This is a genomic window from Streptomyces sp. GQFP (assembly GCF_021545335.1).
Taxonomy (GTDB): Bacteria; Actinomycetota; Actinomycetes; order Streptomycetales; family Streptomycetaceae; genus Streptomyces.
In genome coordinates, this window is the sequence record NZ_CP089312.1 from 395,390 (window position 1) to 414,568 (window position 19,179).

At 70.7% G+C, this 19,179-nt stretch carries 17 protein-coding genes, 1 pseudogene and 1 riboswitch; of the genes and pseudogenes, 13 read left to right on the plus strand and 5 right to left on the minus strand.

From position 1 onward, the window contains the following. Positions 1-2: 2 nt before the first annotated feature. The gene (locus tag LUX31_RS01860; RefSeq protein ID WP_235472752.1) at positions 3-848 is read right to left on the minus strand and encodes a (2Fe-2S)-binding protein; all 846 of its coding nucleotides are present in this window, start codon (positions 846-848) and stop codon (positions 3-5) included. A gap of 176 nt (positions 849-1,024) precedes the next feature. Between LUX31_RS01860 and LUX31_RS01865 the strand changes: the two genes are divergently transcribed. The 7 genes from LUX31_RS01865 to LUX31_RS01895 all read left to right on the plus strand — a co-directional run bounded on the left by LUX31_RS01865 (position 1,025) and on the right by LUX31_RS01895 (position 10,022). Further along, positions 1,025-1,747: an iron chelate uptake ABC transporter family permease subunit gene (locus tag LUX31_RS01865; protein WP_443045917.1), complete on the plus strand. Its 723-nt coding sequence runs from the start codon at positions 1,025-1,027 to the stop codon at positions 1,745-1,747. Beyond that, on the plus strand, positions 1,744-2,784 hold the full coding sequence (locus LUX31_RS01870) for an ABC transporter substrate-binding protein (RefSeq protein ID WP_235472753.1): 1,041 nt from the start codon (positions 1,744-1,746) through the stop codon (positions 2,782-2,784). Before LUX31_RS01865 ends, LUX31_RS01870 begins: the two co-directional genes overlap by 4 nt. 120 nt (positions 2,785-2,904) lie before the next feature. Continuing rightward, positions 2,905-4,092, plus strand: coding sequence for an ATP-grasp domain-containing protein (locus tag LUX31_RS01875; RefSeq protein WP_235472754.1), 1,188 nt, complete (start codon positions 2,905-2,907; stop codon positions 4,090-4,092). Then, positions 4,089-5,810, plus strand: a complete 1,722-nt coding sequence (locus tag LUX31_RS01880; RefSeq protein WP_443045918.1) for an IucA/IucC family protein — start codon at positions 4,089-4,091, stop codon at positions 5,808-5,810. Before LUX31_RS01875 ends, LUX31_RS01880 begins: the two co-directional genes overlap by 4 nt. Continuing rightward, positions 5,807-7,018, plus strand: a complete 1,212-nt coding sequence (locus LUX31_RS01885) for an MFS transporter (RefSeq protein WP_235472755.1) — start codon at positions 5,807-5,809, stop codon at positions 7,016-7,018. The genes LUX31_RS01880 and LUX31_RS01885 overlap by 4 nt, the downstream gene beginning before the upstream one ends. After that, positions 7,018-8,814 carry an IucA/IucC family protein gene (locus tag LUX31_RS01890; RefSeq protein ID WP_235472756.1) on the plus strand — a complete coding sequence of 599 codons (1,797 nt, stop codon included), beginning with the start codon at positions 7,018-7,020 and terminating at the stop codon, positions 8,812-8,814. The genes LUX31_RS01885 and LUX31_RS01890 overlap by 1 nt, the downstream gene beginning before the upstream one ends. Continuing rightward, the gene (locus tag LUX31_RS01895) at positions 8,811-10,022 is read left to right on the plus strand and encodes a type III PLP-dependent enzyme (protein ID WP_235472757.1); all 1,212 of its coding nucleotides are present in this window, start codon (positions 8,811-8,813) and stop codon (positions 10,020-10,022) included. Before LUX31_RS01890 ends, LUX31_RS01895 begins: the two co-directional genes overlap by 4 nt. A 76-nt stretch (positions 10,023-10,098) precedes the next feature. On the opposite strand, the gene LUX31_RS01900 is transcribed toward LUX31_RS01895, so the two are convergent. Further along, positions 10,099-10,395 carry a hypothetical protein gene (locus LUX31_RS01900; RefSeq protein ID WP_235472758.1) on the minus strand — a complete coding sequence of 99 codons (297 nt, stop codon included), beginning with the start codon at positions 10,393-10,395 and terminating at the stop codon, positions 10,099-10,101. A gap of 173 nt (positions 10,396-10,568) precedes the next feature. On the opposite strand from LUX31_RS01900, the gene LUX31_RS01905 reads away from it, so the two are divergent. Beyond that, positions 10,569-10,943: a nuclear transport factor 2 family protein gene (locus LUX31_RS01905; RefSeq protein WP_235472759.1), complete on the plus strand. Its 375-nt coding sequence runs from the start codon at positions 10,569-10,571 to the stop codon at positions 10,941-10,943. An 18-nt stretch (positions 10,944-10,961) separates the two neighbouring features. Then, positions 10,962-11,072: riboswitch (ZMP/ZTP riboswitch) on the plus strand. Positions 11,073-11,094: 22 nt separating this feature from the next. After that, positions 11,095-11,943, plus strand: coding sequence for a bifunctional 5,10-methylenetetrahydrofolate dehydrogenase/5,10-methenyltetrahydrofolate cyclohydrolase (locus LUX31_RS01910; protein ID WP_235472760.1), 849 nt, complete (start codon positions 11,095-11,097; stop codon positions 11,941-11,943). On the opposite strand, the gene LUX31_RS01915 is transcribed toward LUX31_RS01910, so the two are convergent. After that, positions 11,944-12,090 (minus strand): hypothetical protein, encoded by a 147-nt coding sequence (locus LUX31_RS01915; RefSeq protein WP_235472761.1) that lies wholly within the window; start codon positions 12,088-12,090, stop codon positions 11,944-11,946. Between LUX31_RS01915 and LUX31_RS01920 the strand changes: the two are divergent. Beyond that, positions 12,037-12,710: pseudogene (locus tag LUX31_RS01920) on the plus strand (YncE family protein); the annotation flags it as partial. The gene LUX31_RS01915 and the pseudogene LUX31_RS01920 sit on opposite strands and share 54 nt — an antisense overlap. A 117-nt stretch (positions 12,711-12,827) precedes the next feature. Here the strand turns inward: LUX31_RS01920 and LUX31_RS01925 are convergent. After that, complete coding sequence (locus tag LUX31_RS01925; protein ID WP_235472762.1) at positions 12,828-14,690, minus strand: cellulase family glycosylhydrolase; 1,863 nt, start codon at positions 14,688-14,690, stop codon at positions 12,828-12,830. A gap of 110 nt (positions 14,691-14,800) precedes the next feature. On the opposite strand from LUX31_RS01925, the gene LUX31_RS01930 reads away from it, so the two are divergent. Then, entirely contained in the window at positions 14,801-15,907 is a 1,107-nt protein-coding gene (locus LUX31_RS01930; protein WP_235472763.1) for an XdhC family protein, read from the plus strand. On the opposite strand, the gene LUX31_RS01935 is transcribed toward LUX31_RS01930, so the two are convergent. Beyond that, on the minus strand, positions 15,904-16,413 hold the full coding sequence (locus LUX31_RS01935; protein ID WP_235472764.1) for a metallophosphoesterase family protein: 510 nt from the start codon (positions 16,411-16,413) through the stop codon (positions 15,904-15,906). The two genes, LUX31_RS01930 and LUX31_RS01935, sit on opposite strands and share 4 nt — an antisense overlap. Positions 16,414-16,591: 178 nt before the next feature. On the opposite strand from LUX31_RS01935, the gene LUX31_RS01940 reads away from it, so the two are divergent. Both LUX31_RS01940 and rfbC read left to right on the plus strand, forming a co-directional pair. Beyond that, a complete protein-coding gene (locus tag LUX31_RS01940; protein WP_235472765.1) occupies positions 16,592-18,550 on the plus strand; it encodes a glycosyltransferase family 2 protein in 1,959 nt (652 codons plus the stop codon). A 4-nt stretch (positions 18,551-18,554) separates the two neighbouring features. After that, a complete protein-coding gene (gene rfbC / locus LUX31_RS01945) occupies positions 18,555-19,154 on the plus strand; it encodes a dTDP-4-dehydrorhamnose 3,5-epimerase (RefSeq protein ID WP_235472766.1) in 600 nt (199 codons plus the stop codon). The last annotated feature ends 25 nt before the right edge of the window (positions 19,155-19,179 follow it).

Consider the following 19,179-nt stretch of genomic DNA (forward strand, 5'->3'; position numbering starts at 1 on the left):
TCTCAGCTCTCCAGCCTGCGCAGGCGTTCCGTGTCGCAGGTGCGGGGGCAGGTGGAGCAGGCCTCGTCGGGGCGGATCGTGTAGTAGAGGCAGCAGCCGGCGCGGGTGCGGGTCGGGTGGCGCTGCCCGGAGGTGTCGGTGAGGTAGCGGAAGTCGGCGCCGCCGGGGTACGGGGAGACGGCGGAGGGCAGCAGTTCGGTGGCCGCGCGGATGGCGTCGCCCTCCCGGCCGAGGACGCGCCCGAGGTACCAGATCCCGGAGACGAGGTCGTCGGAGACCAGGCCCCACAGGGCGCGTGATCGCCGACGGGCGACCGGGCCGAGTGCGGTGAGCAGCGGGGCCATGTGGTCGGCGACGGCCGAGCGCAACTCGGTGCGCAGCGCGTCCTCGTGCGGGAGCACGGTGACTCCGGGGAGGGTGGCGGCGGGGTCCCCGGGGAGGCAGGAGAAGTAGGAACCCGGTGTGATCTTGTACTCCCCGGTGGCGAGGTCCAGCCGCACCTCCTCGGGCCGGATGCGTGGCACACGGCGCTCCAGGTACCAGACCCCGCTCATCAGCAGGCCGACCGACCAGGCATAGTCGTGCAGGGCGCGGGACGCGGCGACATGCGGGCGGGCGGTGTGCCCGTAACGCTCCTGGATCCGTGCCGTCTCGGCCTCGACAAAGGCGTCGAGAGCTTCGTGACTGTCCGTCAAGTCGGCTCCGGTGACACCCGCTTGAGGGCCCGTCACAACCGGCCTCGCGACCTGCACGCTGAGCACTTCGCAGATGTCCGCGAGGCGTTGATAGGCGCCGCCGAGCACGCGCGCGGCGGCGGTGGCCGGCGGGGTCTCAAGGGCGACGCTCATCGGTACTCCTGCGCAGAGAGGTGCGGGTGGGGTTAGATAGGCAAGGCTTACCTTACTGGCAAGATCGCAAGGCGGTTACCGGGGTGCTCTTATGTCGATGATCAAGGACCATGCACGTCACAGCACTTCCATAGCTGGTTGAAACGTAAAGCATGCCTAACCTAAGCTCCCGGCTCGTGACTGCGACCCGCCGGGGCGCACCGACCGGTGTGACCACCGGTGTGCCCTTCCATGCCCTGAAGCACCTCCCGATCCTTCTCACCGGACTCGGGGCCCTGGCCCTGATCTCCGCGCTGAGCCTCGCCCTCGGCGCGCGCTCGGTGCCCCTGTCGACGGTGGCCGACGCGCTGTTCGGCAACGCCCAGGGGAGAGACGCGCTCGTGGTGACCGGGCTGCGGCTGCCACGTACGGTGATCGGGCTCGCGGTCGGCGCGGCGCTCGGGGTCGCCGGGGCGGTCGCCCAGGGCATCACCCGCAATCCGCTCGCCTCACCGACCACCCTCGGGATCAACGCGGGTGCCGGTTTCGCGGTGGTGGTCGCGATCTTCACGCTGAAGCTCAACGACCCTGTCGAGCATGTGTGGTTCGCCTTCGCGGGCGCTGCGGGCGCCACCCTCCTTGCTCAGTCGCTGGCCGCCGCGCTCGCCGGACCGGTGACGTTCGTGGCGCTCGCCGTGCCGCACATCGTCCGCTTCCTCACCGGCCCGCCGACCGCCGTCTCACTCGCGCTGGCCGGTCTCACCGGTGCCGTACTGCTGCTCGCCTCCGACCTGGTCGTCCAGCATCTGCTGCCCGTCGAGGGGCTGCCGGTCGGGGCGGTCACCGCCACGCTCGGCGCGCCCTGGCTGCTGGTGCTGATGTTCCGTCAGAGCAAGCCCGTTCACAGGAGTCACGCATGACCGCCCGGCCGGACACCGTCAACCAGCTGCGCACCGAGGCTCTCGATCTGCGCTACGACGACCGGCTCGTCGTCGGCGGACTCGACCTCACCCTGCCCGGCGGCGCCGTCACCGCGATCGTCGGCCCCAACGCCTGTGGGAAATCAACCCTGTTGAGAGGGCTGAGCCGACTCCTCGAGCCCGCCGCCGGGACCGGCGAGGTGAAGATCCCCGCCAAGCCGAAGCGGGTCGTCGTGCTCGACACCGGCGAGTTGGACGACGTGACGCTGCTCGGTATCGACCCGGTCGGCGCGGTCGCCCCGCACTTCAAGTCCGAGGGCGGCTTCCCGACGTACCTGAAGGGCGAGTTGAGCGGCACGAAGGACGTCGGTCCGCTCCTGGAGCCGAACCTCGAACTGATCGCCTCGCTCAAGCCCGACCTGATCCTGTCCTCGAAGGTCCGCCACGAGGCGATCTACAGCAAGCTCAGCGCGATCGCGCCGACCGTCTTCACGGAGACCACCGGCGGTGTCTGGAAGCAGAACCTGAAGGTGCACGCCGAGGCCCTCGGCCTGGAGACCGAGGCCGCCGCCAAGCTCAAGGCGTACGAGACACGGGCCAAGGCCCTCGGTACGGCCATCAAGGCGAAGGACAAGGGCACCATGCCGACGGCGTCCGTGGTCCGCTTCATCGCCGGTCCGACCCGCCTCTACCAGTCCAACTCCTACAGCGGTGTCGTCCTGGGCGACATCGGCCTGCTCCGCCCCAAGTCGCAGGTCTCGACCGACCCCGAGGTCACGATGAAGGACGTCAGCCCGGAGCAGATCGACCAGGCCGACGCCGACCTGATCTTCGTCACCGCCGCCGACACCGAGGACAAGACCCAGAAGCAGCAGGTCGTCACCAACCCGGTCTGGAAGAGCCTGCCCGCCGTCAAGAGCGGCAAGGTCTTCGAGGTCCCGGACGAGATCTGGATGTCCGGCATCGGCGTCCAGGCCGCCGAACAGATGCTCGCCGACGTGGCCGAGGCCACCGGTGTGCGGCTCCCCAAGGAGTAACTCCCGCTGTACGGGGGCGGGGCGCGCCCGTTCTGCACGCGCCCCGCCCCGGGCCCCCGGCCCGAACTGCCGACCTGGGTCCCAACCCCTCACCCGCTAGCGGAAGTTGTTCCACACGTCATGCGTCTGTACCTGCTCGCCCTCAACCCCACCGACTCGGTCACCGAGGGCTTCCTGCCCGCCGCCGCCCAACTCGGCCTGGACGTCACCGTGTTGACCGACCAGCCCGACGCCCATCGGGCCGTGTACCCGGACGTCGAGATCCTGGAGTGCGACGTCCGTGACTTCCGGGCCGTCGTCACCCGGATCTCCACGCATCACCGGCCCGACGCCGTCTTCAGCAACAGCGACCATCTCCAGACCCAGACCGCCCTGGCCGCCGACTACTTCGGCCTGCCCGGCAAGGACTGGCGGGCCGCGCTGGCCTGCAAGGACAAGGCCGAGATGCGGCGCCGACTCTCCGCCGCGGGCGTGGACACCGTGTGGTCCGCCGAGCTGACGGAGACCGGTCCGATCGAGCCCGTCGCGTCGGCCGCCCCGTACCCGTGTGTCCTCAAGCCGCGTGAGGGTGTGGCCAGCGAGGACGTCGTACTCGTCGGCGGCGCCGAGGAGTTGGCGGCCCGCGCCAAGGAGATCTTCGCGCGGCGGCCGGGTGCCGTGCTGGTCGTCGAGGAGTATCTGCCCGGCGAGCTGTACACCCTGGAGACGCTCGGCGACGGGACCGTCCGACACATCCTGGGCGGATTCCACACCGAGGTGTCGCCGCCCCCGTACTTCATCGAGGAGCGGCTCGTCTTCGTCCCGGCCCACCCCGAGCCGGTCGTCGCCCAGATACTGGCCCAACTCGACGCGCTGGGCGTCGGGTTCGGCGCCTGCCACACCGAGTTCGTGGTGTACGAGGGGCGCGCCCGGATCATCGAGGTCAACTACCGTGCCATCGGCGACCAGGTCGACCTGCTGCTGGCCCGGCTCCTGGAGATCCCGCTCTTCGAGCACATCCTGCGCACCCACCTGGGCGAGCCGCTCCCGACCGACCTCGGCTTCCGCCGCGACGGCGCCGCCCGCCTGGAGTACCCGTGCGCCGACCGCGCGGGCACGTTGACCTCGGCTCCCGCGGCCACCGAACTCACCGTGGACGGCGTCCATCTGACGTACCGTCCGTTGCGCGCGGTGGGTGAGCGGCACGAGCTGTACCGCACCAACCGCGACTACCTGGGCGTCCTGCGGGCCACCGGCACCGACCAGCCGACGGTCGACCGGGTGTCGGCGGAGTTCCTCGCGGCGCAGCGCTGGGAGGTCCAGCCGTGACCGCCGACGCCGGAGCCGAGTTGCTCACCCGCGTCCTCAGCGCCCTGCTCCGCGAGGACGTCGTCGGTCTGCGCACCCAGGGCACGCTCACCCACCGCCCGGACGGCATCTGGTTGCGTCTGCCGACGGACACCGACGACGCCCTGCTACTGCCGCTCACCGAGGACGGCTTCCAGTGCGTGTACGCCGCCCGGCTGCCGCTGCTCGTACGCGAGTCGGACGGCGCGGAGCTGACCTCGTACGACACCGTGCTCGCCGAACTCCGCGCGCTGGCCGACCCCGTGGACCGCGACGGTTTCGACGCCTTCGCCGAGGAGTGCCGGCAGACCCTGGCCACCCTGCGGCTGCACGACGCCACCCGGGACGAGGTCACCGAGCGACTGACGGACCGTCATGGCGCCGACCCGGCAGGCTGGACGGGCCTCACGGCCTCCCTTGCGTACGACGCCCTCGCGGCCCGGATCGACCATCCCGTGTATCCGACCGCGCGTGGCCGGTCAGGCCTGACGGAGGAGCAACTGCGGGCGTACGCACCGGAGTTCCACCCCCGTTTCGCGCTGCGCTGGCTCGTCGTGCCCCGGGAGGCGGTGACCCTCGCGGGAGCGTTGCCGGAAGGCTGGCCGACGCCCGCCGTGCTCGGAATGGAGGATCTGAGCAGCACTCACATCGCCCTGCCCGTGCACCCGTTGACCGTCGGTGCCCCGCTCGACGAGGCGCTGCGGGTCACCGGCCTCGTGGGACGCGCCCGGCTCGCCGACCACGGGTACCTCGAAGTGGTGCCGACGCTGTCGATGCGTACCGTCGCGGTGACCGCCGATCCCACCCTGCACCTCAAACTCCCCCTGGCCACCGCCACGTTGGGGCTGCGCAACCGGCGTTCCATCAAGCCGGGCACGCTCGTCGACGGCGCCGCCGGGCAGCGGCTGATCGAGCGGGTCGTCGAGCGCGAGCCCCGCTTCCGGGACACCGTTCTGCACGCCGACGAGACGACGTACGCGCACGCCGGACACGAACTCCTCGCCGTCCTGTGCCGCCGCTACCCGGCCGGCCTCGACGACACGGCCGTCGTCCCGCTGGCGGCACTGCTGGCCGAGGCGCCCGGCGGACGGCTGGTCGTCGACCAGCTGGCCGACCGCTTCCACGGCGGCGATCCGCTCGCCCTGCTGGACGCCTGCCTCACCCTCCTCTTCGACTGGCAGACCACCCTCTTCGGCCTCGGCATCGCCCTGGAGTCGCATCAGCAGAACGTGTCGCTGCTCCTGGGGCCCGAACAGGGCCGGGTGCGGCTGCTGTTCAAGGACAACGACGGGCCGCGCATCAACACCGACCGGCTCGCCGCCGTTCTGCCGGGTCCGTGGGGCTTCGACGACGAGCGGACCTACGGCACCGAGGACGGGCCGGTCGCCGACGTGTTCGCCACCATCACCGTCCATCTGTGCGCGGGCGCCTACGCGTTCGGGCTCGCCCGGCACGGCCGCGCCCCGCTGCCCACGCTGCTGGGGCTGGTCCGCGACCGGCTCGCCGAGGCCGTGGACCGGCTCGGCAGCACCCCGGCCGCCGTACTGCGCAACCGAATCCTGGACTCGCCGCACCTGCCCGTGAAGGCGATGGTCAGCGCCGGAACCCTGCTCAGCAAGGAGCGTTCGGGTGCCGCCGACATCAACAAGCACTACACCACCGGCCCCAACTACCTTCTCCAGGCAGGGGATTCGGTATGAGTGCCGAGGCCGCCTGGCGCCTGCCGAGACCCTCACCCTTCGGCCGCGGCCATGTGCACGCGGTGGCCGCCTGCTACTTCGTCGCGTCCTTCGCCGCCCTGGGCCTTCCGCCGTATCTCACCGAGATCCTCCCGGAGTTGGGCGACCGTTCCGCGCGCTGGGCCGGGGTTCTGTACGTGGTCCCGACGGTGTTCGGCGCGCTCGGCGCTCCCCTCTGGGGCAGGATCGCCGACCGCTACGGCCGCAAACGGCTGCTGCTGCGCGCCCAGTTGGGCCTCGCCGTCGCCTTTCTGCTCGCCGGCTGGGCGGACTCGCTGGCCACGTTCACGGTGGCGCTGATCCTCCAGGGCATCCTCGGCGGCACGTTCGCCGCGTCCAACGGCTACCTGGGGGCCGCGCTGGAGGGCCCTGCCCTGTCGAAGGCGCTCACCCTGATGCAGGGCAGCGCCCGAGCCGCCCTGGTCGTCGCGCCGATCGTCGTCGGCGCGCTGTCGGGCTGGCTTTCGCCGCACCGCCAGTACGCACTGCTGGCCGTACTCCCGCTCACCGCCGCCCTGTTGCTCGCCGCGCTCCCCGAGCCGAGCGAGGAGCCGGCGCCCGAGTCCATACCCGAGACCACCGCGCCCTCCGCCGCGCCGGTGGTCTCCCTGCGCACCCTGTACGCCCTGGAGTTCGCGTTCGTGTTCTCCACCGTCATCTCCTTCCCCTATCTGATCTCCCTGGTCGAGGACCGACTGCCGTGTACGTCGGCCACGTTGTCGGGCGTCCTCTTCGCCCTCCCCCACCTGGTCTATCTGGTGTCGGCGCTGGCCGTGCACTCCGTGGTCCGGGACCGGCCCCGGACCGGGATCGTCCTCGGCTTCGCCTTCATCGCGCTCGGCCTCGCCGGACACGGCGTCGCGGACTCGCTGACCGCGCTGATCGCCGTACGGCTGGTCCTCGGGGTGGGGCTCACGCTCGGCCTGGTGTCCCTGTCCGTGCTGGCCGCCGACTGCGCCAAAGGCCGTGCGCCCGGCGGGATGTTCGGCGCGCTGGAGTTCTTTTCCAAGGCCGGCGCGGTCGCCGCCGGCCTCGCCGCGGCGGCGGGCAGCGCCCGCTTCGGCCCGGCCGCGCCGGTACTGACCGGCAGCGGCGCCGCCGCACTCACCGTCCTCGCCTCCCTCTTCCTCCCCAACCCCCGCTCGCACCACGCCCGTTGGAGCCGCTGATGCCCTCACTGACCGACTCGCCCGCCACCACCACCGCCGAACGGTCTGCTTCCGAACGGTCTGCTTCCGAACTGCCTGTCGCCGAACTCCCCACCGCCGACGACGTGGTGACCCACACCCTCCTCAACTGCCTGCTGCGCGAGGTGTCGGGCCCGGAACGCCAGACCGTCGTCGACAACGGCCACCTCCTGCTCCGCCTCCCCCGCCGCGGAGTTCTCCTGCGGGTCAGCCTCCGCCGTACGTCCCTCCTCGGCGCCCACCGGTTCACCGGCCCGGTGAGCGAACAGGCCGGCGACGGCTGGGCGATGGTCGACTGGCGGCGGCTGGCCGAGTACACGCGCGACGAGCTGTCCCTGCGCACCGGGGAACGCAACGACGAGTTCCTGGAGCAGATCACCTCCAGCCACCAGGCCATCACGACCGCACTCGCCCACGAGCGCCCCGCCACACGGCCGGTCAACCACCCCGCCTCCCACCCCACTTCACACCTCGCCGCCTATCTCGCTTCCGAGCAGTCCCTGCTGTTCGGCCACCGCTTCCACCCCACGCCCAAGGCCCGCACCGGCGACCCGCGCGCCTGGGCGGCGTACGCGCCGGAGACCGGGGCCGTCTTCCCGCTGCGGCATCTCGCCGTACGCGCCCACCTGATCGCCGAGGAGGCCGCCGCCCCCTGGGCCGCCGCCGCGCTCGACGGTCAGCGCACGGACGTCCCCGACGGCTACCGACTGCTGCCGACGCACCCCTGGCAGTACGAGGCCCTGCGCGAACACCCGCTGCTGCGGGCCGCATTGGAGCGCGGCGACGTCCTGGACCTCGGCCCGGGCGGACGCCCCTTCGCCGCGACCGCGTCCGTGCGGACCCTCTACGACGGCGAGACGTTCCTCAAGTTCAGTCTGAACGTCCGGATCACCAACTGCCTGCGCAAGAACAGCATGTACGAGCTGTCCGGTGCCGTCGCCCTCACCCGTGCCCTCGCCCCGGCCCTCACGGAGCTGGCCGAACGCTTCCCCGACAGCGCGGTGCTCCGCGAGCCCGCCTACCGCACGCTCGCCCTGCCCGGCCCCGACGGCACCCCGGACCGCGACCTCTTCGAGGGCTTCGGCGTGATCGTCCGCGAGGGCCTGCCCCGACGCCTGACACCGGGTGCAACTCCCTTGCTGGCGGCGGCGGTTGCCGACGAGTACCCGTCCAGCACCGCGCACATCTCCCGGCTGCTCACCGACGCGGACCCGGACACGGCCCTCGACTGGTGGTCGGCGTACCTCGAACTGCTCGTCCCTCCCGTCCTGGCCGCCTACTTCGACCACGGGCTGGTCCTGGAACCGCATCTCCAGAACGTGCTGATCTGTGTGGGCGCCGACGGTCGCCCCGCCCAGGTCCTCTTCCGGGACCTGGAGGGCACCAAGCTGGTCCCCGAGCACCACACCGACACGCTGACCGCCGTACCGGCCGAGGTCGCGGGCCCGATGACGTACGACGCGGAGCGCGGCTGGGACCGGGTCGTCTACTGCCTGCTCGTCAATCACATCGCCGAACTCCTCGCCGCCCTGGCCGACCTGCACCCGGAGGCCGAGGCCGCGCTGTGGGCGCGGGTGCGTGACACCCTCCGGTCCTACGCCGACCGTTCGGGCTGCCCGCCCCGGCTCGCCGCACTGCTCGCCGGGGTGCCATTGCCCGCGAAGGCCAACCTTCTCACCCGCTGGGAGCGCAAGGCGGACCGCGAGGCAGGATACGTACGGCTGCCGTCCCCGCTCGCCGAGCACGTCCTGCGCGACACCACCCGGAGCACCCGATGACCCCCGCCGTGCACGACCACGCACTGTCCCTGCCCACCACCGAACTGCCCGCGTACGTCTACGACTTGACGGAGCTGCGCGGTCACGCGGCGATGGTCAGGGCGGCGCTGCCCGACCGGGTCGAGCTGTACTACGCGGCCAAGGCCAACCCGGAGCCGGAGATCCTGGCCGCGCTCTCGCCGTACGTCGACGGCTACGAGGTCTCCTCGGGCGGTGAACTCGCCCATGTCGCCGACGCGGTGCCGGGCCGGCCGCTGGCGTTCGGCGGGCCGGGGAAGACGCCGGACGAGGTGCTGGCCGCGCTGAAGCAGGGCGTCGACCGGTTCCATGTCGAGAGCGAACACGAGCTGCGCATGCTCGGGGAGTTGACGCGGCAGGTGGGACCCGAGCAGCGGGTGGCGGTGCTGGTACGCGTCAACATCCCGGTGGCGGACGGCTCGTTGGCGGGCAGTTCGCTGACGATGGGCGGGCGGCCGACCCCCTTCGGCCTGGACCCGGCCGGAGCCGCACGGGTGTTCCGGGCGCTCACGGACGAGACGTACCCCCAGCTCGAACTGCGGGGAATCCACGCCCACTTGGCGAGCGGACTCGACGCCCGGGAGCAGCTGGCGGTGGCCGAGTCCGTGGTGACCTGGGCGGCGGGGCTCGGGGTGCGCATCAGCGAGGTGAACGTCGGCGGCGGGATGGCTGTCGACTACACGGCCCCGGCCCGCCGATTCGACTGGACGGCGTTCGGCAGAGGCCTCGCCCGGCTGGCCGAGGCCCACCCGGAACTGACCCTGCGCATCGAGCCGGGCCGGGCGCTGACCGCGTACTGCGGCTGGTACGCCACCGAGGTGCTGGATGTGAAGCGGAGCCACGGCGAGGAGTTCGCGGTGGTCCGGGGCGGCACCCACCATCTGCGCACCCCGGCGACGAAGGGCCACGACCAGCCCTGCACGGTGCTGCCGGTCGACACCTGGCCGCACCCGTGGCCCCGCCCGGCGGCCGAGGAGGCACGGGTCACGCTGGCGGGCCAGCTGTGCACACCGAAGGACGTACTGGCCCGCCGGGTCCCGGCGGCGGGCCTGCGGGCGGGCGACAGAGTCCTGTTCTCCCTGGCGGGCGCCTACGCGTGGAACATCTCCCACCACGACTTCCTGATGCACCCGAGACCCGGTTTCCACTTCCTGGGCACGGAACCGACGACGACGATCCGGCAGAGGTAGCACACAGGAGCGAGGGCCGCCCGGTGCGGCCGGGGGCCCTCGTTTCCTGCTCGTAAGGCTGCGTCTGTTACGTCTGTCAGGCCTCGATGCCCGGCAGCAGCCCGGTCACGGGGGCGGCCATGTCGGTCACCTGGTGCAGCTGCTGGAGGTCGTTCAGCCGGTTCAGCGAGCTGAGCTGGGTGGAGACCCGGGGCAGGTCGTCGTGGTACTGGGCGGGAATCTCGCTCACGGCGAGCGAGTCGAGCTGGGCGATCGGGTTCAGCTTGCCCGCGTTCTGGTCGGCGGCGGGGGCCGCACTGGCCAGCGGGGCGGCGAGGCCGGTGACGCCGACGGCGAGACCAACGGCGGCGGCGATTCGTCGTGTTGAGATCATGCATTCAGCAACGGCCCGCGCCCCTCCCCGGACACGGCCACCCCGCCCCCCTCACTCGTCAGGCTCATCTTCTGCCTGCGCTTGCCGAGGTCACCGGGACGGAGGAGCCTCAGAAGGAGGGGCCCCTCGCGGCCCGCGCCCGACCGGGCCGCGCCCCCTCGGAGGAGGTCACCATGGGCACCGCGGCAAGCCACACCTTCGACACCGAAGCACTGCGCCGGGGCATCGAAGGACAGGACGCGACGGCCCTGCTGTCGCTCTACGCCGACGACGCCGAACTCCGCGTCGTCGACCACAACACCCAGCCCAGCCACCCGATGGTCATGCACGGACGCAGCGAGATCGGCGCCATGCTGAACGACGTGTACAGCAGGGACATGACCCACAAACTGGAACAGGTCGTCATCCAGGGCGACCAGGTCGCCTACACCGAGTCCTGCCTGTACCCGGACGGCGTCCGAGTCCTGGCCGGCTCGATGCTGTCCCTCCGCGACGGCAAGATCGTCGACCAGACGGTGCTGCAGGCGTGGGACGAGGAGGGCGGATGACGCCCTCGGTTAGGCTGGGCCCGGGGTCGTGACTGGCGCTGAGGTGGGGCACCACCGGGGAGCGGCCCTCGCGGAGTTCTGTAGTCCTCCGTGAACGCGGAGTGCGTGCCGTGCGCCTGGGCGATGACGACTGTCAGCTCAGGAGTGGATCATGTCCCAGGCCCGGCTCATGGACGGCACGTCGCTCGCCCGGCACATCGTCGAGGACACCGCGAAGAAGGCCGCCGACCTCACCGACCGTACGGGCGCGACGCCCTGTCTGGCGACGGTGCTGGTGGGTGCGGATCCTGCCTCGGTCACCTACGTCCGGATGAAGCAGAACCGCTGTCGCAAGGCCGGCATCGAGTCCCGCCATGTCGAGCTGCCCGCCATCACGACCACCGAGGAACTGGTGGGCACACTGCGTTCCCTCTCGGACGACCCCGGCGTGCACGGCATCCTGCTCCAGCACCCGATGGGCGGGCACATCGACGAGCGAGCCGCGTTCGAGGCGATCGCACCCGAGAAGGACGTCGACGGTGTCACCTTCGCCTCCTTCGCGACGATGAGCTTCGGCCTTCCCGGGTTCGTGTCCTGCACACCCGGCGGCATCATGCGGCTGCTGAACGCTTACGACGTCGACCCGTCCGGCAAGCGAGCCGTGGTGGTGGGCCGCAGTGCGATCCTCGGCAAGCCGGTCGGCATGCTGCTTCTCGGGCGCGACGCGACGGTGACGTACTGCCACTCACGAACGCGGGACCTGTCGTCCGTCGTCCGCGAGGCGGACATCGTGGTCGCCGCCGTGGGTCGGCCCCGGCTGATCCGGGGCGCGGACATCAAGCCCGGTGCCGTCGTGATCGACGCCGGGTACAACCCCGGGAACATCGGCGACGTCGACTTCGATTCCGCCGTCGAGCGGGCCGGGCTGATCACCCCGGTGCCGGGCGGCGTCGGTCCGATGACGATCGCGGTGCTGCTGGAACAGACCGTCGACGCCGCCGCCCGGCAACTCGGCGTCTGATCAGCGCATCCAAGCGCTGTAATCCATGACGTCGCCCTTCTTCAGGCCCCACGCGGGCTCCGCATAGGTCGCGGTGAGTTCCAGGCCGAGGACAATATCAACACCGGCGCGCAGGTCGGTTCGTTCGCCACCGGCGACAAGCCGCACGAGAACATCTTCACCAAGGACGGCAAGTACATCTGGAACATGTCCATCGGGGCGTCAACACCTCGCAGGACGCTCCCTGGCAGGACTTCACGAAGGGCGACCGGAAGATCACGGTCGTCGACGCGGCCACCTTCCAGCAGGTGAAGGTGATCGACATGCGGGACCGGCTCAACGCGCTGTACTTCCAGGTCTCGTTCTTCAACGGCTTCTTCGAGTACGACATCGCCACCGACCGGATCACCCGGACGAAGACCCTGCCCAAGAACCCGGCGACCAGCGACGACCGCACCACGTTCGTCAACGACTCACGCCACCACGGCATCTCGATGAAGCCGGACGGCACGAAGCTGTGCGTCGCGGGCACGATGGACGACTACGCGACGGTCGTCGACCGTACGACGCTCCAGGAGGGCCCGCTCGTCACCGCCTCGAAGCCCTACTGGGCGACGGTGAGCGGCGACGGCAAGTCCTGCGTCATCTCGGAGAGCGGCTCCGACCAGATCACGGCCATCGACTTCGCCACGGGCCAGAAGACGGTGTCCGTCCCGGTCGGCGATCACCCGCAGCGAGTCCGCCTCGCACATGTCGAGGCGGACTGGACAGGCCCGGCGACCAACTGAGGTACCGGTTCAGCTGAAGCCACGCGCGCACCCGCGCCCCTAAGTCTTTTAGTCTTTTAGGGGCGCGGGGAACTGCGCGACAAGCCCCCACCGGCCGGCAGCCGACGAACCAACCGCCTAACTGAACTCGGACGCGGCCCAGGAAGCCAACTCAGCCCGCGCAGCGCTCAGCAGGGCCGCCGAAGGAGCCGTCGCCCCATTCGTCACCAGCGCATAGTGCAGCACCCCCGAGTCCGCCGCAGTGAGCAGCAACCGCCGACTCCCCGTGCCACCAGGCTCCGTGCCCGCCGCGACAGGCGTCGTCGACGAGTAGGCCGGCGGCCCATACACCGTCCCGAGGTCGGAGACCACCGTGGTCGTCGCCGTAGGGAAGGACGCCGGCAGATGCAGCTCCGTCGGCGCCGAGATCCCCTTCGAGCGCCACACCAGCACGCTGTACTGCCCCGAGCCCACCAGCGTGGACACGTTCGGCAGCGAACTCGGCACCGGGTTCCAGGTGAGGGTCGTGGAGCCGTCCCGGGAGCGGTCCTCGTAGGTGAAGGCGAGCGTCGTGCCCGCCGTGGCGCCCGGATAGACGCGGTCCAGCATCCGGGCGTCCTGCCGCAGCACCGCCGTACCGGAGTCGTCGAGACGGACGGCGGACAGGTCCTCGTCGTTCCAGGCGTCGCCGGTGGTGAGGACCTTGTCGGGGTTGTCGTTCATCAGCTCGTTGTGGCGGCCGTTGTAGATGTCCCACTGCCATTGGCTGCCGGAGAGAACCGGCCCCGATCCACTCGCGCCCGACCACCAACTCGCGCCCTTCACACGGGAGTCGAGGGCCTGGTACATCGCCTTGTAGACCGTCGGCGCCTTGTCGGAGACCGAACCGGCCAGCGGGTGGCCGAACTCGCTGATGATCCCTGTCGTCCCGGTGGCGGCGGCCCGGTCACGGACCGTACCGAAGTCCGTCACGTACTGGCCGTCCTCCGCCTTGCCCCACATGAAGACGCCGGAGATGGCCTTCTGGTCGTAGAAGTGGGTGTTGAAGACGTAACGCGGGCCGATGGTCCCCGCGTCGAGCAGTCCGCCCTCCTGCTTCTGGAAGTCGATGTTGGCGTTCCAGAAGAGGTTCGGCTCGACGAAGGCGGGCTTGTCCTGCCAGCCGGCCGCGTCCATCCGGGCGCGGAACTTGACGTAGAAGGGCCACAGGACGTCCTTCTCCCACGTCCTGCTGGTCTGCCCCGAGTCGAGGGTCCCGAAGTGCGGCTCGTTGTACGGGTCGAAGCCGACGACACCCGTGAACTGGGCGCTGGTGAGGTTCGCCTTCAGGTACGCCATCGTCTTCTGCGCGGTGTCGAGGAACGAGTCCTGGATTCCGTAGGTGTTGTGCCAGAAGTCGTACGTCGCCTCTGTCACCGCCGCGTTCGAGGTGATGTTCTGTCCCCAGAAGGGGCAGATCCCGCAGTACTCGTCCGGGTAGTCACCGAGGTCGACGGCCCACTTGGGGGCGCCGTCGCCGGTGTACCAGCTGTCGGAGTCGAAGAGCCAGCGGGAGTAGAGGTCCTGGTGGAAGTCGGGGTAGACGCGGATGCCCGCGTCCAGGAAGGCACCCATCTGGGCGGTGGCGGCGGCCAGATAGCTGCTGCTCACCGCGCCACGCACGGGCTCCGCATACGCCCACGAGAGCAGGAAGCGGACACTGTTGCCGCCGCCGAGCGCTCGCAGCGCGGTCGCGGACTTCTTGGCGTCCGCGACCGAGGCGAAGGGCAGTCCGTTGTTCTCCTTGAGCTTCGTCTCGCCGGAGACGTTGTAGCCGCGGAGCACGACCTCGCGGCCCAGAGCGTCGGTGAACCGACCGTTCTGGACGGTGAGGGTGGTAGAGGTAGGGGTGTCGAACCAGAGGGTGTCGGCCCGGGCGGGCTGGGAGCCGACGGTGGTCAGGAAACCCGTGACCAGGACCAGTACGCCGAGCAGATGCATGCGCAACTTCGACATGTCCATTACAGTCCCGCGCGCATCAGTGGTCGTCAATACCAAGTGACTGTTGAGTAATCTTCAGCTTTTGCTGGTGGGCGATGATCGAGTCAGATGGGCGACAAAAGGAGCGAATCGTGCGTGACATCCTCCCGGCGCTCGGGCGCTGGTACGCGGCGGGCGAACCGTTCGGCCTCGCCACCGTCGTCTCCGTCAGCCGCAGCACGCCCCGCGACCCCGGGGCCGCGATGGCGGTCGGCCCCGGTGACGAGGTGGTGGGCAGTGTGTCCGGGGGCTGTGTGGAGGGTGAGGTGTTCGAGCTGGCCCAGGAGGTGGTGGCGGACGGCGAGGCTCGACTCGCGACCTTCGGTTACAGCGACGAGGACGCCTTCGCGGTGGGGCTGACCTGCGGCGGTGAGATCACCGTGCTGGTGCGGCCCGTCACGCCCGCTCTCGATCCGTCCTTCGCTGCGGTCACGGAGGCCGTGGCGGCGGGCAGGCCGGTGACCGTGGCCACCGTGACCGACGGTCCGGCGGCGCTCGGCGCCACACTCGCTGTGTGGCCGGACGAGGTGTCAGGCACGCTCGGCGCGACCGGCCTCGACGTGGCCGTCACCGCCGACGCCCGCGGTGAACTCGCCCTGGGGGCAACGGGGTTGCGGCACTACGGGCCCAACGGGGAGCGGCGCGAGGACGCCGTCACCGTGTTCCTGCACTCCTTCGCGCCCCCGCCCCGCATGCTCGTCTTCGGCGCCATCGACTACGCCGCCGCCGTGGCCCGCATCGGCGCCTTCCTCGGCTACCGGGTCACCGTCTGCGACGCCCGCCCGGTCTTCGCCACCCCGAAGCGCTTCCCCGAGGGGGTCGAGGTGGTCGTCGACTGGCCGCACCGCTATCTGCGCGGCACGGACACCGACGAGCGCACGGTGGTGTGCGTCCTGACCCACGACCCGAAGTTCGACGTACCGCTGCTGGAGGAGGCGCTGCGCCGCCCCGCCGCGTACATCGGGGCGATGGGCAGCCGCCGCACCCACGACGACCGCCGGACCCGGCTGACGGAGGCCGGCCTCACCGGGCCCGAGCTGTCCCGGCTGCGCTCCCCCATCGGACTGGACCTCGGCGCGCGTACGCCCGAAGAGGTCGCGGTGTCCGTGGCGGCCGAGATCGTCGCGCTGCGGTGGGGCGGCAGCGGGGTGGCGCTGACGGCGACGGCAGGCGCGATCCATCCGCCGAAGGCGGGTTAGGTCCGGCGGGGCGGCAGCCTGTGCAGTTCCACGTCGGTGAGGCGGCCGTCGTCCGTCACCGTCGCCGTCATGTACGTGCAGTGGGGCTGGCGGCGGCGGTCGGTCGGCGAGCCGGGGTTCAGCAGCCGGAGGCCGGTGTCCGTCGTGGTGTCCCAGGGGATGTGGCTGTGGCCGAACACGAGGACGTCGAGGTCGGGAAAGCGGGTGCTGCAGCGGGCCTCTCGGCCCTGCGCGGGGCCGGTCTCGTGGACGACTCCGAGGCGGAGGCCGTCGAGGTCGGCGTACGCGACCTCGGGGAGTCTGGCGCGTAGGTCGGGGCCGTCGTTGTTGCCGTATACGCCGATGAGGCGGCGGGAGCGGGTCTCCAGGAGGTCGAGGGTGGGTGTGTCGACCCAGTCGCCGGCGTGGATCACGATGTCTGCGTGCGGGAGTTCGGTAAGAAGTTCCGCTGGCAGTTGCTTGGCGCGTTTGGGGAGGTGGGTGTCGGAGAGGAGCAGGAGGTGCACGTGCCTGAGCGTAGGGGGTGCCGCGATTTGCCGTTTTGCGGGTGCGGCGCCGTCGTGGCTTGTCGCGCAGTTCCCCGCGCCCCTTCGGGCGCGGAGGCCGCGCCCGGTTAGTATCAGGCATCCCGGACCGTGCCATTGCGGAAACGGGGAGTAAAGCCAAAAGGGGGCTTCCAGCCGCATGCCGGTCAAGGTCAGCGTCATCGTTCCGGTGTACAACCCGGGACCGTACATCGAGGACTGCGTCGCGTCGCTGCTGCGGCAGTCGCTGCCCGCCGACGAGTACGAAGTGATCTTCGTCGACGACGGTTCCACCGACGAGACCCCGGCCCGGCTGGACCAGCTCGCCGCGGAGGAACCGCGTCTCAAGGTCATCCACCAGGAGAACTCGGGCTGGTCGGGCAAGCCGCGCAACGTCGGTATCGAGGCCTCGCAGGGCGAGTTCGTCATGTTCGTCGACAACGACGACTACCTCGGCGACGAGGCCCTCGAGCGGATGTACGACTACGGCGTGGCCAACGGCGCCGACGTCATCGTCGGAAAGATGGCCGGCAAGGGTCGGCCCGTGCCCGTGGAGCTGTTCCGGCACAACCACCCCAAGGCCAGCGTCGAGAACGCCCCGCTCATCGACAGTCTCACCCCGCACAAGATGGTCCGCCGGGCCTTTCTCGACCGCATCGGTCTGCGTTTCCCCGAGGGCCGGCGGCGGCTCGAAGACCATGTCTTCGTCACCGAGGCATATCTGCGCGCGGACAACGTCTCCGTGCTCAGCGACTACGTCTGCTATTACCACGTCAAGCGCGACGACGCCTCGAACGCGGGATTCCAGCGCTTCGACCCCGTGGGGTACTTCCGGAATCTGCGCGAGGCCCTCGATGTCGTCGAGCGCTACACCGAGCCCGGTGCCGTGCGCGACCGGCTCTTCCGGCGCTGGCTGCGCAACGAGATGGTCGAGCGGATGCGCAGCAACCGTCTGCTCAAGCTGCCCGAGGACTACCGCAAGGAGATGTTCGACGAGATCCGCGGGGTCGTCGTCGAGCGCTTCGGCCCTGGTGTCGCGAACGGTATGCAGGAGGCACAGCGGATCGTCGCGGCGCTGATCGCCGCCGACCGGCTGGACGACGTGCTCGCGTTCGCCGAGTGGGAGGCCTCGCTCGCCCCCTCGGCCACTCCCCTCAGTGTCGAGTGGCAGGACGGGGTCCTCCACGTCGGCTTCAGCGCCGAGTTCACCTCCCACGGCAAGCCGATGACGTTCCCCGCCGAGGACGACAGCGACGGCGCCGACCTGGACGGCACGCCCACCGACGCCGACGACGCGATCGCCCGCGTGGCGGCCTCGACCGTCGCCCGGTTCGGGAGCGCGACGGCCGACTTCCTGGTGCGTGAGCGGTCCACGGCCGCCCAGTTCTTCCAGCCGGTGGAGCTGACCCGCGAGACCCTCCCGGCCGACGAGGACGATCAGGTGCGGCTGGTGCTGCGCGGTACGGCCACCGTCGACCCCGGTACGGCGGCGGGCGGTGTCGCGCTCGGCGGCGGTCTGTTCGACGTGTTCGTCCGGATCAAGCTGGGCGGCTGGACCCGTGAGTGCCGTCTCGGCCCGGTCAAGCTGGACCCCCGTCCGGTGCCCCCGGCCGGTGTGGTCGCCGGTCGCGTGGTCCTGCCGTACTGGACCGCGAAGCAGGCCACGCTGTCCCTGGACGTCGACCGCGCCGTCAAGGGCGTCGGTCTGGGCCGGCTGAAGCCGGACGATGTCACCGTCACGGGTGACCGGCTGCGTGTCGCGTTGCCGCTGCACGTACCCGGCGACACCAAGGCGCTGCTGCGCCTGACCTCGGCGACCGCCGCCGAACCCGTGGACGTGGAGGGCACGCTGTCCGGTGCCTTCTTCGAGGCGACGCTGCCCGGCAGCGCGCTGGCCGACGGGACTTGGAAGCCCTCGCTGTGCCTCTCCCCCGAGGCCGACGAGCCGCGCTTCCTGGCGATGTCCGTCAGCCTCGCCGCCAAGTCCGGCCGCGTCCAGGTCGTACGGCCGGTCAAGCCGGCCGGGCCGAGTACCGGCCAGAAGGTGGTCCGCAAGGTGCGGCGCACCCTCGGGAAGATCGCCCGCAAGGCCGGGCTGCGACGCGGAAACGGAGCCTGACACCATGCGCGCACTGGACATCGAAGGCGCCTGGGTACTGGAGCCGAAGATCTTCCCGGACGACCGGGGCAGCTTCCACGAGTGGTACCGGGGCGAGGAGTTCCGCGAGGCCACCGGCTACGACCTCTCCCTCGCCCAGGCGAACTGCTCGGTCTCACGCCGGGGCGTCGTGCGCGGGGTGCACTTCTCCGACGTACCGCCGAGTCAGGCCAAGTACGTGACGTGCGTGCGCGGCGCGGTCCTGGACGTCGTGGTGGACATCCGGGTCGGCTCGCCCACCTACGGGCAGTGGGAGGCCGTACGCCTCGATGACGACACCCGGCACGCCGTGTTCCTCGCGGAGGGGCTCGGGCACGCCTTCATGGCGCTCACCGACGACGCCACCGTCGTCTACCTGTGCTCGACCGGGTACGCGCCGGGCCGTGAGCACGGCTTGCATCCGCTCGACCCGGCGCTGGGCATCGCCTGGCCCGAGGGCATCGAGCCGGTGCTGTCCGAGAAGGACGCCGAGGCGCCCACGCTGGCGGAGGCCGAGCGGTCCGGGCTGCTGCCGTCGTACGCGGACTGCGCGGCCTACTACGCGGGCCTGCGCGACAAGCAGTAACCGACCCATACGAAATCCCTGGGCC

Coding starts and splice junctions, on each gene's coding strand:
- LUX31_RS01860 (WP_235472752.1), bottom strand. CDS start 848: ATGAGCGTCGCCCTTGAGACCCCGCCGGCCACCGCCGCCGCGCGCGTG.
- LUX31_RS01870 (WP_235472753.1), top strand. CDS start 1,744: ATGACCGCCCGGCCGGACACCGTCAACCAGCTGCGCACCGAGGCTCTC.
- LUX31_RS01875 (WP_235472754.1), top strand. CDS start 2,905: ATGCGTCTGTACCTGCTCGCCCTCAACCCCACCGACTCGGTCACCGAG.
- LUX31_RS01885 (WP_235472755.1), top strand. CDS start 5,807: ATGAGTGCCGAGGCCGCCTGGCGCCTGCCGAGACCCTCACCCTTCGGC.
- LUX31_RS01890 (WP_235472756.1), top strand. CDS start 7,018: ATGCCCTCACTGACCGACTCGCCCGCCACCACCACCGCCGAACGGTCT.
- LUX31_RS01895 (WP_235472757.1), top strand. CDS start 8,811: ATGACCCCCGCCGTGCACGACCACGCACTGTCCCTGCCCACCACCGAA.
- LUX31_RS01900 (WP_235472758.1), bottom strand. CDS start 10,395: ATGATCTCAACACGACGAATCGCCGCCGCCGTTGGTCTCGCCGTCGGC.
- LUX31_RS01905 (WP_235472759.1), top strand. CDS start 10,569: ATGGGCACCGCGGCAAGCCACACCTTCGACACCGAAGCACTGCGCCGG.
- LUX31_RS01910 (WP_235472760.1), top strand. CDS start 11,095: ATGTCCCAGGCCCGGCTCATGGACGGCACGTCGCTCGCCCGGCACATC.
- LUX31_RS01925 (WP_235472762.1), bottom strand. CDS start 14,690: ATGGACATGTCGAAGTTGCGCATGCATCTGCTCGGCGTACTGGTCCTG.
- LUX31_RS01940 (WP_235472765.1), top strand. CDS start 16,592: ATGCCGGTCAAGGTCAGCGTCATCGTTCCGGTGTACAACCCGGGACCG.
- rfbC (WP_235472766.1), top strand. CDS start 18,555: ATGCGCGCACTGGACATCGAAGGCGCCTGGGTACTGGAGCCGAAGATC.